Consider the following 16,492-nt stretch of genomic DNA (forward strand, 5'->3'; position numbering starts at 1 on the left):
TGCAGCGGCGACCGCGCGAGCCGACAGTGGCGGTCATGGTTCAGCGAACAACGACGTCCGCCGGGGATGCCTCCCGGATCGAGGACGTGTGGGGCGACCGCACGCCGTACGAGCGAGGAGGCCACTGGCCCGGGCGCGTCGACCTCGCCCTCCAGTCCGGGCTGAGCGAGGCGGACGTCGACACCTGGGTGCGCAGCGCGTGCGTGCTCTGCAGCAACGGCTGCGGGTGCGACATCGCGGTCAAGGACGGCCGCATGGTCGGCATCCGCGGCCGTGCCGACGACCGGATCAACCACGGCCGGCTCGGTCCCAAGGGCCTCTACGCGAGCTGGCAGGGGATGCGCGGAGGCGACCGGCTCACGCATCCGCTCATCCGGCGCGACGGCGAGCTGGTGGAGTGCACCTGGGACGAGGCGATGGACGCGATCGTGCAGCGCAGCTCCGCGCTGCTGGAGGAGGTCGGCCCGCTCAGCCACGGCTTCTACACCTCGGGCCAGCTGTTCATCGAGGAGTACTACGCGCTCGCCGTGCTCGGGAAGGCCGGCGTCGGCACCCCGCACATGGACGGCAACACGCGACTGTGCACGGCGACCGCTGCCTCCGCGCTGAAGGAGACGTTCGGCGCGGACGGTCAGCCCGGCTGCTACGAGGACATCGACGAGTGCGAGGCCATGTTCCTGTGGGGCCACAACCTGGCGGCGACGCAGACGGTCACCTGGTCGCGGGTGCTGGACCGGCTGGCCGGGCCGAATCCGCCGCGACTGGTCGTGATCGACCCGCGGCGCACGCCCACCGCCGAGAAGGCGGAGGTGCACCTGCCCGTGCGGCCCGGCACCAACCTCGCGCTCCTCCTGGCCCTCGAACGCGAGCTCATGGAGAACGGCTGGATCGACGAGGAGTTCGTCGACGCGCACACGCTCGGCATCGAGGAGTTGCGCGGTCGGGCGCAGGAGTGGACGCCGGAGCGGGCGGCCGAGGTGTGCGGCGTCGACGCGGACGACATCCGCCGCGCCGCCCGCATCTTCGGCGAGACCGACCGGGTGTTCTCGACCGTGCTGCAGGGGTTCTACCAGTCCGCCCAGGCCACGGCGTCGGCGTGCCAGGTCAACAACCTCCACCTGCTGCGCGGGATGATCGGCAGGCCCGGCGCCGGTCTCCTGCAGATGAACGGGCAGCCCACCGCGCAGAACAACCGCGAGTGCGGCGCGGACGGCGACCTGCCGGGCTTCCGCAACTGGGAGAACCCGGAGCACGTGCAGCAGCTGGCCGACCTGTGGGGCGTCGACGCGCTGAAGATCCCGCACTGGGCGCCCCCGACCCACGCGATGCAGCTGTTCCGGTACGCCGAGCAGGGGTCGATCTCCTTCCTCTGGGTCTCCGCGACGAACCCCGCCGTCTCCCTCCCGCAGCTGCCCCGCATCCGCGAGCTGCTCGCCAAGAAGGAGCTGTTCCTGGTGGTGCAGGACCTCTACCTCACGGAGACCGCCGAGCTGGCGGACGTGGTGCTGCCCGCCGCGGGCTGGGGTGAGAAGACGGGCACCTTCACGAACGCGACCCGCACCGTCCACCTCTCCGAGAAGGCGGTCGAACCGCCGGGGGAGGCGCGCGCAGATCTCGACATCTTCCTGGACTACGCGCGGCGCATGGGCTTCCGCCGGAACGACGGGCGCCCTCTGCTCGACTGGGAGGGGCCGGAGGACGCCTACCGCGCATGGCAGGAGGCGTCGCGCGGCCGTCCCTGCGACTACACCGGCATCTCCTACGACGATCTGCGACGCGAGTCGGGCATCCAGTGGCCGCGACGGGAAGGCGAGACTGAGAGCCCGCCGCGGCTGTACACCGACTTCGACTTCCCCTCGCATCCCGCGTACTGCGAGAGCTACGGCCACGACCTCCTCACCGGCGCCACCGTCGGCGACGAGTCGTACAAGGCACTGCGTCCCGACGGGCGCGCCCTGCTGAAGTCCGCGGCCTACTCCGGACCGCACGAGCCGCCGGACGAGGAGTACCCGCTGCGGCTGACGACCGGACGCAGCGTCTACCACTTCCACACGCGCACCAAGACGGGTCGTAGCCCGGAGCTCACGCTGGCCGCGCCCGAGGTCTGGCTGGAGGTGGCGGTGGAGGACGCGGAGGAGCGCGGCATCGCCGAAGGCGACCTGGTCGAGGTGGTCTCGCGCCGCGGCCGGATCGTGGCTCCCGCCCGGATCTCGGAGATCCGCCGCGGGACGGTGTTCGCACCCTTCCACTACGGCTACTGGGACGCCCCGCCCGGCGCGGAGGAGCGGCATCCCACCGCGGCCAACGAGCTGACCATCACCGAGTGGGACCCGGTCTCGAAGCAGCCGGTCTTCAAGTCGGCGGCCGTCCAGGTGGGCCGCTACGCCGAGGAGGCGGGCTCATGAAGCTGCCGGTGTACCTCACCCTGCTGGCCGAGTCGGAGTCCACGCTGGGCCGCTCGTATCGCACCGTCGCCGAGGCGCACGGCGACGAGCCGGACGTCCACTTCCTGTGCATGACCCTCGCCGACCAGTGCGACGCGCACCGCGCCGCTCTCGACCCCGTCATCGAGCGCATCGGAAAGGCGCCGGCGGACGACGAGCCGGAACGCCTCCACGCCGACGCGATCAGCGAGCCGCGCAGCGGGCCGGTCGGGCTGCTCCGCGACCTGCAGGACCTCTACCTCCTCGCCAGCCTCGCCGACGTCACCTGGACGATGGTGAAGCAGGCGGCGCAGGCGCTGCGCGACGAGGAGCTGCTCACCGTCGTCCAGAACTGCGACAAGGAGACCGCCGTCCAGCTCCGCTGGCTGCTGACCCGGATGAAGCAGGCGGCGCCCCAGGCATTGGTGGCCGCGTCATGAGCATGCGGATGGGGCGCCCCTCGGTGCTGAAGCGCGTCACGCGGGCCGGCGGGCAGGCCGGAGCCGGCGCGTACACGGCGGTGCTGTCACTGGTGGTGCTGGGCGCCTCTGGCGCGATCGGGATCGCGCTGACCTCTCCCTGGCTGTTCCCGAGCCTGGGCCCGACCGTCATGCTGATCTTCGGCTCACCGCAGGAGAAGGCGTCGCGCCCGCTCAACGCCGCCGTCGGCCACGCCGTCGCGATCGTCGCCGGCCTCATCTGCCTGTATCTGTTCGGGATGGCCGGAAAGCCGCCTGCACCGGTCGGCGGCCCCACCCCCGGGTACGTCCTCGCGGGCGCGGTCTCGGTCGCGCTCACCGCGTTCGTGCTGCATGTGGTGAAGCTGCCGCATCCGCCGGCCGGCGCGACGACCCTGATCGTGAGCCTCGGCATCATCGCGACCCCGCCCGGCATCCTCTCGATGGCGGCGGCGATCGCGTTCACCATCGTCGCGGGCTGGGGGATCAACTGGCTGCTGGGGGAGCGCCTCCGGCGCGGCCTCGGGTGAGGGCAGAGCCGGTGCGTGCCCGCTGGAGATAGAGTCCGTTGGGAGCCACTCGCCGAAAGGAGCCCTGTGCCGACGCGGAAGCCCTCCATCACCGACGTTGCACGGATCGCCGGCGTCTCGTATCAGACCGTCTCGCGGGTGATCAATGACGCCCCGGACGTGAACGCCGCTACCCGCGCCCGGATCCAGGAGATCATCGCCGAGGTCGGATACCGGCGGAACCGTTCTGCCACCTCCCTCGTCACCAACCGGTCGACCTCGATCGGGATCGTGACCGACGGGTCGCCGCGGTTCGGACCCGTCGGGACCTTGCTCTCGCTCGAGCGGGAGGCCCGGGAGCGCGGCTACGTCGTCACCGTTGTCGCCGCGAACGAGCCGTACGAGTTCTCCATCCAGCGCGCGTTCGACACGCTCGACGAGATCGGCGTCGACGGCATCATCGTCATCGCCCCGCGGCTGTCGATGGCGGAGGCGACGCGGGCGGCGTCGGTGCGCGTGCCGGTGGAGATGATCGCCGCGGGTGCGTCGGGGACTCCGAACGTGTTCACGTACTCCGAGGATCAGGAGCTGGGAGCGCGCATGGCGACCCAGCACCTCATCGACCTCGGCCACACGGACATCGCGCACATCGCGGGGTCGATGGACTGGTTCGACGGACGCGTGCGCAAGAGCGGGTGGGAGACGGCACTGGCCGGCGCCGGGCTGCGGCCCGGGCTCTGCCTGGAGGGCGATTGGACCCCTCGGTGGGCGTACGAGGTCGGCCTCCGTCTCATCGAGGAGGGCCGAATCCCGTCGGCGATCTTCGCCGTGAGTGACCACACCGCGCTGGGACTGATCCGGGCGTTCGTCGAGAACGGGGTGCGGGTCCCGCAGGACGTCAGCATCGTCGGCTTCGACGACCTCGAGGGGTCGGACTACTTCCTGCCGCCGCTGACCACCGTGCGGCAGGACTTCCCCGCGCTGGCCCGGGGGACGATGGAGGTCCTGCTCGGGGCCGTTGAGGGCCGAGAGGTCGATCGCACGCCCAGCGTGCCGACCCTCGTCGTCCGGAACAGCGCGATCCCCGCCGCCTGACCGGTGGGACACGTCGGTCCGCCCGGCTTGACAAATAGTTCCGTGAACGTTCACGATAGAGGCGCCGACGGAGTTCGACGGACCGACGCCGGCGATGTCAACGAGATCGATCCGCCCCGACGTCAGTGACGACTGTCCAGGGAGCCGATCGTGATCTCGGGGCGGAGTCCGCCCCCCGGCGTGCGTCCGACCGCGGCAGCGGCGTGCGCAGGACGCCGGGGATCCACGCACCTCATCCATCGCAATCCAGAAAGGACTGAAGAAGCATGCTTCGAAAGACAGCACTCATCGCAGCCGCAGCAGCGCTCGTGTTCGCGGTCGCCGGTTGCAGTTCCACGACGAGTTCCGGCGCCGACCAGAACTCCGCGGCCTCCCAGAAGGCCGAGAAGGCCCTCGAGAAGGTGGCCGGGCAGGTGTTCAGCAAGGGCCCGAACGGAGAGGAGCCGTCCCCGGCCTCCGCCGCCGACCTGTCCGCCGACGAGATCGCCAAGGTGAAGGGGCTCGGCGCGACGGCGGCGATCGTCATGCACTACGGCGGGAACGACTGGGCGACCGCGCAGATCGCGGGGCTCAAGAGCGAGTTCGGCAAGCTCGGGATCAAGGTCATCGCGACCACCGACGCAGACTTCAAGCCCGACAAGCAGGTCTCCGACCTCGAGACCGTCCTGGCGCAGAAGCCGAGCATCATCGTCTCGATCCCGACCGATCCGGTGGCGACCGCGTCCGCGTACAAGGCCGCCGCCGCGTCGGGCGCGAAGCTCGTGTTCATGGACAACGTCCCGCAGGGACTGAAGGCCGGCTCGGACTACGTCTCGGTCGTCTCGGCCGACAACTACGGCAACGGCGTCGTCTCGGCCCACGAACTGGCGAAGGCGCTCGGCGGCAAGGGCACCATCGGCACGATCTTCCACCAGGCCGACTTCTTCGTGACCAAGCAGCGCTATCAGGGCTTCAAGGACACGATCACCAAGGACTACCCGGACATCAAGATCGTGACGGAGAAGGGGATCGCCGGTCCTGACTTCGCGGGAGACGCCCAGGCCGCGGCCAACGCGATGCTCAGCCAGCACCCGGACCTCTCCGGCATCTGGGGGGTCTGGGACGTCCCCGCCGAGGGCGTGATGGCCGCGGCCCGCGCCTCCGGCCGCGCGGACCTCAAGATCGCGACGGAGGACCTCGGCAAGAACGTCGCCATCGCTTTGGCCAAGAACCAGCTCATCGTCGGCCTCGGCGCGCAGGTCCCGTTCGACCAGGGAGTGACCGAGGCGCGTCTCGGCGCCGGGGCCCTCCTCGGCAAGAGCGCCCCGCCGTACATCGCGCTGAGCGCGCTGCCGGTCGACCACTCGAACGTGCTGGACGCGTGGAAGAAGGTCTACCACCAGGACCCGCCCCAGGACCTGAAGGACTCGTACAAGAAGTAGGCGAGCCGGCCGGGAGCGCAGCCGCGCTCCCGGCCGGTCGAAAGGCGGATCCATGACCACATCGAACAACGCCGTAGAGATGCGCGCCGTCTCGAAAGCCTTCAGCGGTGTCGTCGTCCTCGACGATGTCGACTTCGACGTCCGGCCCGGCGAGGTTCACGCTCTCGCAGGCGGCAACGGCGCGGGCAAGTCCACGCTGATGAAGATCCTGCAAGGCGTGTACCAGGCCGACGCCGGGGAGATCCTCGTCGACGGCGCCCCCACGCGCATCGACTCCATCCACTCCGCCAAGGCCGCGGGCATCGGCATGGTCTTCCAGGAGTTCAGCCTGGTCCCCAGCCTGACCGTCGCGCGGAACATCCTGCTAGGCGCCGAGCCGTTGACGCGCCTCGGACTGATCGACGAGCGCGCGGTCGTCCGCCAGGCGGCAGAGGTCTTCGCCCGCATGGGCGTCGACATCGACCCGCGCGCGGAAGTCGGGCGGCTGGGCACCGCGTACTGGCAGTTGACCGAGATCGCGAAGGCCTTGTCGCAGGACGCCCGCGTCCTCATCATGGACGAGCCCACCGCGAGCCTCGCCCGTCACGAGACGGAGGCGCTGTTCGAACTGATCGGACGGCTCAAGGCGCGCGGCATCTCGATCATCTACATCTCGCATCGGATGGACGAGGTCTACCGCATCGCGGATCGCATCACGGTGCTCCGGGACGGACGTCGCCTGTTCACCGCCCCGCTGAGCGCCGTCACCCCGGAGGAGATCGTCGAAGGAATCGTCGGTCGCAGGATCGAGGGACAGCTCACCTACCGCTCTCGCGACACCGTCGAGCACGACGGTCCACCGCTGCTGGAGGTCCGCGGGCTCACGGCAGGCGACCGTGTCCGCGATGCCTCCTTCTCCCTGCGCCGCGGTGAGATCGTCGGGCTCGCGGGGCTCATGGGCAGCGGGAGGACCGAGCTCGCCCGGGCGCTGTTCGGCATCGACCGCGCGAACGCCGGCGAGGTGCTGGTGAACGGTCGCCCCGTCGTGCTCTCCTCGCCGAAGCGCGCCATCGCCTCGGGCCTGGCCCTCGTCCCGGAGGACCGCCGCGAGCAGGGGCTGGTGCTCGACCACTCGGTGCGGGAGAACCTCCTGCTGCCCCTCCTCGACGAGGTGCGGCACGGCCCGCTGCTCAGCACGGCCGAGAGCCGGAGACTCTCGGCGTCCCTCATCGAGCGGCTGCGCATCAAGGTCAGCCACCCCGGCCGGCCGGTCCGGCTGCTCTCCGGCGGCAACCAGCAGAAGGTCGTGATCGCCAAATGGCTCGGAACCGAGCCCGACGTGCTCATCCTCGACGAACCGACCGCCGGCGTCGACATCGGCACCAAGAGCGAGATCCTCGACCGCGTGCGCGACCTGGCCGCCTCCGGCAAGGCCGTGATCGTCATCTCGTCCGAATACCCCGAACTCCTCGCCGTGAGCGACCGCATCCTGATCATCCGGGAGGGCTCGATCGTCCGCGAGCTCCCGCGCGGCGACGTGCCGGACGAAGAGACCCTCGAACTCGCAGTACAAGGAGTCCAGAAATGAACCAACCGGCAACGATCGACTCGGCCACCCCGCGCACCGGCCTCGCGGAGGCCGTCAAGAACTGGGACTGGCGTCGCTACGTCATCTACATCGGATTCGTGGTCGTGTTCGCGTTCTTCGCGATCCTGCTCCACGACCAGGGGTTCCTCTCGCCGAACAACCTGCTCAACATCTTCCGGCAGACGTCGACCATCACGATCATCGCGGTCGGGATGACCTATGTCATCGCCGCCGCGCAGATCGACCTGAGCGTCGGGTCGACAGCGGGCCTGGCCAGCGTCGTCACGGCGATGGGGATCGCGGCCTGGGGGCCCGTGCCCGGAATCCTGTGCGGGCTGGCGGTGGGCGCCGTCGTCGGCTCCATCAACGGCGCCCTCGTGAGCATGCTCGGCATCCCGTCGTTCCTCGTCACCCTGGGGATGCTGGGGATCGCGGTCGGCACGGCCCAGTGGATCACCGCCTCGGCGCCGATCCCGATCCTCGACGACACGTACAACACGATCTTCGGCTCGGGGAACATCGGACCCGTCCCGGGGCTGATCCTCTGGTCGGGCGTCTTCGTCGCCGTCGGGGCGGTCGTGCTCGCGCGGACCAAGTTCGGCCGTCAGGTGCTCGCGACCGGGGGCAACCGCACCGCCGCCGACTTCACCGGCATCAACACCAAGCGCATCACCTTCCAGGTGCTCCTGCTCTCGGGACTGGTGGCCAGCGTCGCCGGGATGCTCTATGCCGGGCGCCTGCAGTCGGGGCGGTTCCAGTGGGGGACGGGCGACGAGCTCTCCGCCATCGCCGCCGTGATCCTCGGCGGAACCAGCCTGTTCGGCGGCAGCGGCACCGTGATCGGCACGCTCTTCGGATCGCTGCTGATCGGACTCATCAACAACGGACTCATCCTCGCCGGCCTCGACAGCAGCCAGCAGCAGGTCGTCCGCGGCGGGATCATCATCCTCGCGGTCGCCCTGGCCCGCAAGAAGTAACGAACCCACGGAAAGGCAAGCAATGCGACTCGGATACTGCTCCATCACCTGGGGCGGCGTCGTCGGTCATCCGACCGGCGTGACCAGCGTCAAGGACCTCTTCTATCTCACGCACGGCGACATGCGCCAGGCGATCGGGGACATCGGAGCGGCGGGATACGAGGGCGTCGAGATGTTCGACGGCAACCTCGTCGACTACGCCGACCGGCCGGAGGTGCTCACCGGCCACCTCCGCGACGCCGGGCTGGAACTCGTGAGCGTCTACAGCGGGGCCAACTTCATCTACCCGGACATCCTGCCGGACGAGCTCGACCGGATCCGTCGGTCCGCGGACCTCGCGGCGCGGTTCGGAGCGCAGCGGCTCGTCATCGGGGGAGGCGCACGGCGGGCGACCGGGACGAAGGACGGCGACTACGGCCGGCTGGCGGACTCGCTGAACCAGGTGACCGACATCGCCGAGGCCGCCGGCCTCGAGGCGAGCTACCACCCGCATCTCTCCACGATCGTGGAGAGCCCCGAGGAGCTCGACCGGCTGCTTCCGAACACCCGCATCGGATTCTGCCCGGATGTCGCGCACCTGGCAGCGGGCGGCGGCGACCCCGCGGCGATCATCCGCGCGTACGGGGACCGGATCAATCATGTGCACCTCAAGGACCTCGACCGGGAGTCGGTGACCTTCCAGCCGCTCGGGGCCGGCGAGCTCGACCTCCGCGGCATCGTCGCGGCATTGCAGGACACCGGATACGACGGCTGGCTGATGGTGGAGCTCGACGACTACGCAGGCCACCCCAGGGAGGCCGCAGAGTCGAGCCGCGAGACCCTCCGCCGTCTGCTCGCGGCCTGACGGCGCCGCACACCGACCATTTTTCGAGAAGGAGAGACAACAACCATGCAGCACCTCAACGTGGGACTGATCGGCGGCGGATTCATGGGCAAGGCCCATTCGCTGGCGTATGCGGCGATGCCGATGTTCTTCTGGCCGGCCCCGGCGCTCCCCGTCCGGCACACGATCGCCGAGGCGACGGACGAGCTGGCGGCCGAGGCGGCCCGCCGGTTCGGTTTCGAGCGTTCGACCTCCGACTGGAGGAGCGTCGTGAACGACCCGGACATCCACGTCGTCGACATCGCCACGCCCAACCATCTCCATGCCGAGATCGCGATTGCGGCGGCGGAGGCCGGCAAGCACATCATCAGCGAGAAGCCGCTGGCCCGCACCTCGGCCGAGGCCAAGGCCATGTACGACGCCGTCACGGCCGCCGGCGTGGTCAACATGGTCGCCTTCAACTACCGCCGCACGCCCGCCATCTCGCTGGCCAGGAAGTTCATCGAGGAAGGCGCGATCGGGCGCATCCTCAGCTTCCGCGGCACCTACCTCCAGGACTGGAGCGCGAACCCCGACTCGCCGCTGTCCTGGCGGTTCCAGAAGTCGATCGCGGGCTCCGGCGCCCTCGGCGACATCGCGACGCACGTGATCGACATCGCCCGCTACCTCGTAGGCGAGTTCGGTTCAGTCAACGCCATGATGGAGACCTGGATCCCGGACCGCCCCCTCCAGACGGGCGGGGCCGACAGCCTGGGTAACGCGCGCGGCGGCGGGGGACCGCGCGGCGCGGTCGACGTCGACGACCAGGTGATGACGATGATCCGCTTCGACAACGGCGCGATCGGCTCCATCGAGGCCACCCGCAACGGCTACGGCCGGAACAACTACATCACCTTCGAGATCCACGGGACCGAGGGCAGCATCGTCTTCAACTACGAGCGCCGCGACGAGCTGCAGGTCTGCTTCGCCTCGGACGGCGACGACCGTCGCGGGTTCCGTACGATCTACACCGGGCCGGCTCACCCCAACGGCGACGCTCTCTGGCCGATCCCCGCCCTCGGCATCGGCTACGGCGAGACGAAGATCATCGAGGCCCACGACTTCTTCAGCGCCATCGCCGACGGCACCGGGGTCAGCCCGAACTTCGCCGACGGCTACGCGACGGCACTCATCGACGACGCGATCGAGCAGTCGGCGGAGACCGGACTGTGGGTCGAGGTGCCGAGGATCGGCTGAGGCGCCGATGCCGGGCGGTGTGGCCGGTCCCTCCATGCCGCCCGGCCCGTTCCTGCCGGAATCTCGAGCCCGCGTACAGTGGGGGAGATCTCCGAGGGGCGGGATGATGAGGCTCTACACCATCGGTTTCACGAAGAAGAAGGCCAGCCGGTTCTTCGGGATGCTGCGGGACAGCGGCGCGAAAGCGCTCGTCGACACTCGGCTCAACAACGTCTCGCAGCTCGCCGGCTTCGCGAAGCGGGATGACCTCGAGTTCTTCGTCCGCGAGCTGTGCGGGATGTCCTATCGCCATGAACTGCGGCTCGCGCCCACCGCTGAACACCTGCGGGCCTACCAGAGGGGCGAGCTCTCGTGGGATCGCTACGCGGAGACGTACCTCCGGCTCCTCCGCGACCGGCAGGTCGAGGCCGTGCTGCGACCGGCCGACCTCGACGGCGGGGTCCTGCTGTGCTCGGAGGCGGCTCCCGAGCGGTGCCACCGCCGCCTGGCTGCGGAGTATCTCGCCGCGGCGTGGGGAGATGTCGAGATCGTCCACCTCTGATCGTGGCACTCCGTCGCGGTGCGCGCCCTTGTGCACTCCAGGAGCGCTGGTACCGTCCGGCGGTGAGGAGGGTCTCAGACGATGACGAACGAAGTCCCATCCGCGGTCCAGCCGGATGTCAGGGTCCGGGGCGCCCGCGAGCACAACCTCCGGAATGTGGACCTGACCGTCCCGCGCGACGCGATGGTCGTGTTCACCGGGGTGTCCGGGTCGGGGAAGTCGTCGCTCGCGTTCGGGACGCTCTTCGCGGAATCGCAGCGGCGCTACCTGGAGTCGGTCGCCCCGTATGCCCGGCGGCTCATCGACCAGGCCGGCGTCCCGGACGTCGACTCGATCACGGGCATGCCGCCGGCGGTGGCGCTGCAGCAGCAGCGCGGCGGGCGCAGTGCCCGGTCGACGGTGGGCAGCATCACCACGCTTTCCAGCCTGGTGCGGATGCTGTACTCGCGGGCCGGCGACTACCCGGACGGTCAGCCCATGCTCTACGCGGAGGACTTCTCGGCCAACACGGTGCAGGGCGCGTGCCCGGAATGCCACGGCATCGGCCGGGTGTACGAAGTCACCGAGCGGCAGATGGTCCCGGACCCGACGCTCACGATCCGGGAGCGGGCCATCGCCTCCTGGCCGACGGCGTGGCACGGGCAGAACCAGCGGGACATCCTGGTGTCGCTGGGCTACGACGTCGACACCGAGTGGCGTGACCTGCGACGGGAGGACCGTGACTGGATCCTGTTCACCGAGGAGCGGCCGACCGTCCCGGTGTATGCGGGGCTGACGCCGGCGCAGACGCGGCGGGCGATCTCGGCGGGGATGGAGCCCAGCTATCAGGGCACGTTCGTCGGTGCGCGCCGCTACGTGCTCGACACGTTCGCCACGACCAAGAGCGCGTCGATGAAGCGGCGGGTCGCCGAGTTCCTGACCTCCGCCGTGTGCCCGGTGTGCCACGGGAAGCGTGTGAAGCCGGAGGCGCTTTCCGTGACGTTCGAACGGCTCGACATCGCCGAGTTCTCACGACTCCCGCTCCGTGAGCTCTCCGGCCGGCTCGCGGCGGTCGTGGCCGCGGCCGCCGACGACCTCGCCACCTCGGGAGCGGCGCTCGGCGAGGAGGCCCGGCACGAGGCGACGCAGCAGCGGGTCGCCGCGGGAGGCGCGTCGCACGCGGCCGCGCCCGACGTGCGGCGGACTCCGAATCAGTCGGTGGAGAAGCGCGCCGCGGCGGCGCGGCTGGCGGCGGAGCTGCTGGAGCGCCTGCGACCCATCATCGACCTCGGGCTGGGGTACCTCTCCCTGCACCGCACGACACCGACGCTGTCCGGCGGCGAGCTGCAACGGCTGCGTCTCGCCACCCAGCTGAGCTCCGAGCTGTTCGGTGTCGTGTACGTGCTCGACGAGCCGTCGGCGGGCCTCCACCCGCAAGACGTGAACGCTCTCCTCGGCATCCTCGAGGGGCTCAAAAGGAGAGGCAACAGCCTGTTCGTGGTCGAGCACTCCGTGGAGGTGATGCGGCACGCGGACTGGCTGGTGGACATCGGGCCCGGCGCGGGGGAACGCGGCGGTCGCGTGATCTACAGCGGAGCGCCGGGCGGGCTTGCCGGCGTGGACGAGTCGGTGACCAGAGGCTATCTGTTCGGCGGCCGCGGGCTCGCATTGCGAACCCCACGGGAGGCGACCGGGTGGCTGAGGTTGGAGCACGTCAGCCGCAACAACCTGCGCGACGCGTCGGTCTCGTTCCCTCTCGGCGCCTTCACGGCCGTGACCGGAGTGTCGGGGTCGGGCAAGTCCAGCCTCGTCAGCCAGGTCCTCCCCGCGCTGCTCGGGGACCACCTCGGCCGGCCCGTCAGCGTGGACGACGACGCCCCGGAGACCGACGACCTGCTCCTCGCCGGAGGGCCCGAAGTGCTCGAAGGAACGGTGTCGGGCGATCTCGGCGCCGTGCGCAGAGTCGTCAGCATCGACCAGAAGCCCATCGGCCGAACGCCCCGCTCCAACGTCGCCACGTACACGGGACTGTTCGATCACGTCCGGCGCCGATTCGCGGAGACGCCGGAAGCGCGGGCGCGCGGATACCGGCCGGGTCGGTTCTCGTTCAACGTGGCCGGCGGCCGCTGCCCCACCTGCGAAGGCGAGGGGTCGGTCATGGTGGAGCTGCTGTTCCTGCCGTCGGTCTACACCGTGTGCCCCGACTGCCACGGCGCCCGGTACACGGAGGACACGCTCGAGATCGCCTGGCGTGACCGGAACATCGCCGACATCCTGGCGATGTCCGTCGAGGAGGCCCACGCGTTCTTTCCCGGCGAGAACGAGATCATGCGCTCCCTGACCGCGCTCGTGGATGTCGGACTCGGCTACCTGCGGCTGGGTCAGCCGGCCACCGAGCTCTCCGGCGGCGAGGCGCAACGGGTGAAGCTCGCCTCCGAACTGCAGCGCGCCCAGCGCGCGGACACCCTTTACGTGCTGGACGAGCCGACCTCCGGGCTGCACTGCGCCGACGCGGACCGCCTCGTCGAGCATCTGCAGAGTCTCGTCGACGCCGGGAACACGGTCGTCGTGGTCGAACTCGACATGCGCGTCGTCGCCACCGCCGACCACGTCATCGATCTCGGCCCCGGCGCGGGCGAGAACGGCGGAACCGTCGTCGCCACGGGCACACCCCGTGAGGTCGCGGATGCGCCCGCCAGCGCCTCGGCGCCGTACCTCGCGGCAGCCATCAACGCCGCATCACCGGTGGGGAGCCCGGACGCTCACCCTCCCGTGACCGTGTAGAACACCCCGTACGCGCCGGCCACGCACATGATGACCGTCGTGGCCCACCCCATCGCCGTCGCGAGCGGGCCGTTGGCGTGGCCGTCCATGATCTGCCGGTTCCGCGAGATGAGCATCATGACGATGAGGAACGGCCCGGCCGCGATCCCGTTGACGATCGCGGAGAGCACGAGCAACTGGATCGGGTCGGTCGACACGATCGCGAGCACGCTCCCCACGAGGATCCCGAGGCCGAGCAGGATGTAGAACAGCGGCGCGCGGCGGGGGCTGCGGTCCAGACCCCAGTCCCTGTTGAGCAGGCCGGCCATCCCCGCGGCCCCGGAGGCGGCGAGGACAGGCACCGCGAGGACGCCGGATCCGATGAACCCGAGCGCGAAGAGGATGCCGGCGTAGTTCCCCGCGATGGGTTCGAGGGCCTTGGCGGCGTCGGCCGCGCTCGAGATGGCCTTGTGATGCAGCCCCAGTGTGGCCGCCGACGACGCCATGATCGCGAACATGATCAGCACACTGAAGGCCATGCCGGTGAAGACGTCGAGTCGGCTGTTGCGGAGGCGGCGCTTCGCCTCCGGTTTCGGACGGTCCGACAGCGCGGGAGCCTCGTCGCCGCCGCGTTCCTCCGCGCGCAGCTCCTCGATGCGTTGCGCCGACTGCCAGAAGAACATGTACGGGCTGATCGTCGTCCCGAGCACGCCCACGACGAGAGCGAGGTAGGCGGGGGTGATCCGGATGCCGGACCCGACGAGGCCGCGGCCGACGGCCGCCCAGTCGACGTGCATGACGAAAAGCACGCCGATGTAGACCAGCAGGACCATGCAGAGCCACTTGAAGATCATGCCGATCCGCTCGAACGAACCCGCGACGACGGCGATGCCGATGCCGACACCGGCGACCAGGCTCCAGATCCAGGCCGGCCCGGCGTGGAGAAGCGACATGCCCTGACCGATGGCGTTCAGATCGGCGCCGACGTTGAGGACGTTCGCGCAGATGAGGGCGGCGAGCAGGACACCGATCGCGATGCGGAAGCTGCGGCTGAAGTGCCGGCGGATCAGCTTGCCGAGGCTGTCGCCGGTGGCCAGAGCCATCCGGTCGCAGATCTCCTGGACCGCCATCATCAACGGCAGGGTGAGCGGGACCGTCCACAGCATGCTGTTTCCGTACGTCGCACCCGCCTGGGAATAGGTCGCGATCCCGGACGGGTCGTCGTCCGCGGCTCCCGTGACCAGGCCGGGACCGAGCGCGCCGAAGAATCGGGCGAGCGGGCTGCGGCGTGCCGCACGGAGGGACGCGCCCTCGCCGCGCCCGGTGCCGACGCCGGGAACGTGCTCCTCGGGCGGTCGCTTCTCCAACGGCGCAGTATCGCCCATGGCTCCCCTGTGTCCTTTCAGTGACGTCGGTGGGTCATTTCTGTGACCCTGCTGGGCCGGACGGTAGCCGCGAATCTGGGGAGAACCCCCGGTCAGGCTATGAAAATTCGCAGATCTGCTGCTCCTGCGCCCTCAATCGTCCCCTGCAGGGCGGCCAGCGCCGCTCGCGTCCGCGTTCTCCCGGATCGTCGCCGACTCCGCGACGAGCGCCTCCTCCTTCTTGAGCGACTTCTCGCTGAGCCGGGTGTCGCGCGGAGGGAGCTGGATGGTCTCCTCCGAGTCCATGCCCGCCTGGAGCTGGCGGCCGCGCTCGATCTCGGCGTCCAGCTCGGCGCCGAACAGCAGCGCGAGGTTGGCGATCCACACCCAGAGCAGGAAGACGATCACCCCCGCGAGCGGGCCGTAGGTCTTCGAGTAGTTCGCGAACGTCGCGACGTACAGCCCGAACAAGAACGTGGCGACGGCGAGCACCAGGATCGCGACGATCGCACCGACGCTGATCCACCGGAACTTCGGCTGCTTGGCGTTCGGAGCCGCGTAGTAGAGCACCGCGAGGATGACGACCACGACCACGAGCATGAGCGGCCACTTGACGATCTCCCACACCGTCTGCGGCGTCGATCCGAGCCCGAGGGCGCCGCCGACGGCCTTGGTGACCGGACCGGACACCACGAGCATGAGCGCGACGATCGCGACGAGCACGAGGGAGATGACCGTGACCAGCAGCTGCTGCGGCTTGAGCTTCCAGAACGGCCGTCCCTCGTCCAGCTCGTAGATGCGGTTCATTGCGCGCGAGAACGCGCCGATGTAGCCGGAGGCCGACCAGATCGCGAGGACGATGCCGAGCGCGAGTGCGAGGCCGGAGGCGGGGGAGTGCGCCGCGTTCTCGAGCGGCCCCTTGAGGAGCGAGGCGGTGTCGCCGGGCGCGACCTGCTTCAGGATCCCGAGGAGCGCCGTGGTCGCGGACGTCCCCTGCCCGAGCACGCCGAGCAGCGACACCAGTGCGAGCAGCCCGGGGAACAGCGAGAGGACGGCGAAGTAGGTGAGCGCGGCCGCCAAGTCGGTGCACTTGTCGTTGCTGAACTCGCGCAGCGTGCGTCTGAGCACGAGCTTCCAGGAGCCGCGGTGCAGCTTCGGCGGGCTGTCCGGCTTGCGGGGGTCGTCCGGCGCGGGGGCGTCCTCCAGTCGTGTGCTGGCTCCGATGTCGTCGTCGCTCATCGTGTGGCTCCTTCGTTCGTTCGTCGGTTCTGGGTGTGGAAACGGCGCGGCGGAGGCATTCCGCCTCCCCCCCCCCCCCCGGTTGGTGTACCCGGAA

At 69.9% G+C, this 16,492-nt stretch carries 13 protein-coding genes; 11 read left to right on the forward strand and 2 right to left on the reverse strand.

Annotation, left to right across the window (positions count from 1 at the left end):
- Positions 1–35 precede the first annotated feature (35 nt).
- From ABCS02_RS01175 to ABCS02_RS01225, 11 genes are all read left to right on the forward strand, one after another.
- Positions 36–2,405, forward strand: a complete 2,370-nt coding sequence (locus tag ABCS02_RS01175; protein WP_345833781.1) for a nitrate reductase — start codon at positions 36–38, stop codon at positions 2,403–2,405.
- Positions 2,402–2,863, forward strand: a complete 462-nt coding sequence (locus ABCS02_RS01180; protein ID WP_345833782.1) for a hypothetical protein — start codon at positions 2,402–2,404, stop codon at positions 2,861–2,863. Before ABCS02_RS01175 ends, ABCS02_RS01180 begins: the two co-directional genes overlap by 4 nt.
- A complete protein-coding gene (locus tag ABCS02_RS01185; protein ID WP_345833783.1) occupies positions 2,860–3,411 on the forward strand; it encodes an HPP family protein in 552 nt (183 codons plus the stop codon). The genes ABCS02_RS01180 and ABCS02_RS01185 overlap by 4 nt, the downstream gene beginning before the upstream one ends.
- Before the next feature lie 66 nt (positions 3,412–3,477).
- The gene (locus ABCS02_RS01190; protein WP_345833784.1) at positions 3,478–4,485 is read left to right on the forward strand and encodes a LacI family DNA-binding transcriptional regulator; all 1,008 of its coding nucleotides are present in this window, start codon (positions 3,478–3,480) and stop codon (positions 4,483–4,485) included.
- A gap of 266 nt (positions 4,486–4,751) precedes the next feature.
- A complete protein-coding gene (locus ABCS02_RS01195) occupies positions 4,752–5,906 on the forward strand; it encodes a substrate-binding domain-containing protein (protein WP_345833785.1) in 1,155 nt (384 codons plus the stop codon).
- Positions 5,907–5,958: 52 nt separating this feature from the next.
- Positions 5,959–7,473: a sugar ABC transporter ATP-binding protein gene (locus ABCS02_RS01200; protein ID WP_345833786.1), complete on the forward strand. Its 1,515-nt coding sequence runs from the start codon at positions 5,959–5,961 to the stop codon at positions 7,471–7,473.
- Positions 7,470–8,450: an ABC transporter permease gene (locus ABCS02_RS01205; protein WP_345833787.1), complete on the forward strand. Its 981-nt coding sequence runs from the start codon at positions 7,470–7,472 to the stop codon at positions 8,448–8,450. Before ABCS02_RS01200 ends, ABCS02_RS01205 begins: the two co-directional genes overlap by 4 nt.
- 22 nt (positions 8,451–8,472) lie before the next feature.
- Positions 8,473–9,294 (forward strand): sugar phosphate isomerase/epimerase, encoded by an 822-nt coding sequence (locus ABCS02_RS01210; protein WP_345833788.1) that lies wholly within the window; start codon positions 8,473–8,475, stop codon positions 9,292–9,294.
- 45 nt (positions 9,295–9,339) lie between these two features.
- Positions 9,340–10,509 (forward strand): Gfo/Idh/MocA family oxidoreductase, encoded by a 1,170-nt coding sequence (locus ABCS02_RS01215; RefSeq protein WP_345833789.1) that lies wholly within the window; start codon positions 9,340–9,342, stop codon positions 10,507–10,509.
- A 106-nt stretch (positions 10,510–10,615) separates the two neighbouring features.
- The gene (locus ABCS02_RS01220; protein ID WP_345833790.1) at positions 10,616–11,050 is read left to right on the forward strand and encodes a DUF488 domain-containing protein; all 435 of its coding nucleotides are present in this window, start codon (positions 10,616–10,618) and stop codon (positions 11,048–11,050) included.
- A gap of 81 nt (positions 11,051–11,131) precedes the next feature.
- Positions 11,132–13,813: an excinuclease ABC subunit UvrA gene (locus ABCS02_RS01225; protein ID WP_345833791.1), complete on the forward strand. Its 2,682-nt coding sequence runs from the start codon at positions 11,132–11,134 to the stop codon at positions 13,811–13,813.
- Here the strand turns inward: ABCS02_RS01225 and ABCS02_RS01230 are convergent.
- Both ABCS02_RS01230 and ABCS02_RS01235 read right to left on the reverse strand, forming a co-directional pair.
- Positions 13,792–15,159, reverse strand: a complete 1,368-nt coding sequence (locus ABCS02_RS01230; RefSeq protein ID WP_345833792.1) for an Nramp family divalent metal transporter — start codon at positions 15,157–15,159, stop codon at positions 13,792–13,794. The two genes, ABCS02_RS01225 and ABCS02_RS01230, sit on opposite strands and share 22 nt — an antisense overlap.
- 150 nt (positions 15,160–15,309) lie before the next feature.
- Positions 15,310–16,395: a YihY/virulence factor BrkB family protein gene (locus tag ABCS02_RS01235; protein WP_345833793.1), complete on the reverse strand. Its 1,086-nt coding sequence runs from the start codon at positions 16,393–16,395 to the stop codon at positions 15,310–15,312.
- Positions 16,396–16,492: the final 97 nt, after the last annotated feature.

The sequence above is a fragment of the Microbacterium sp. X-17 genome, from assembly GCF_039615055.1.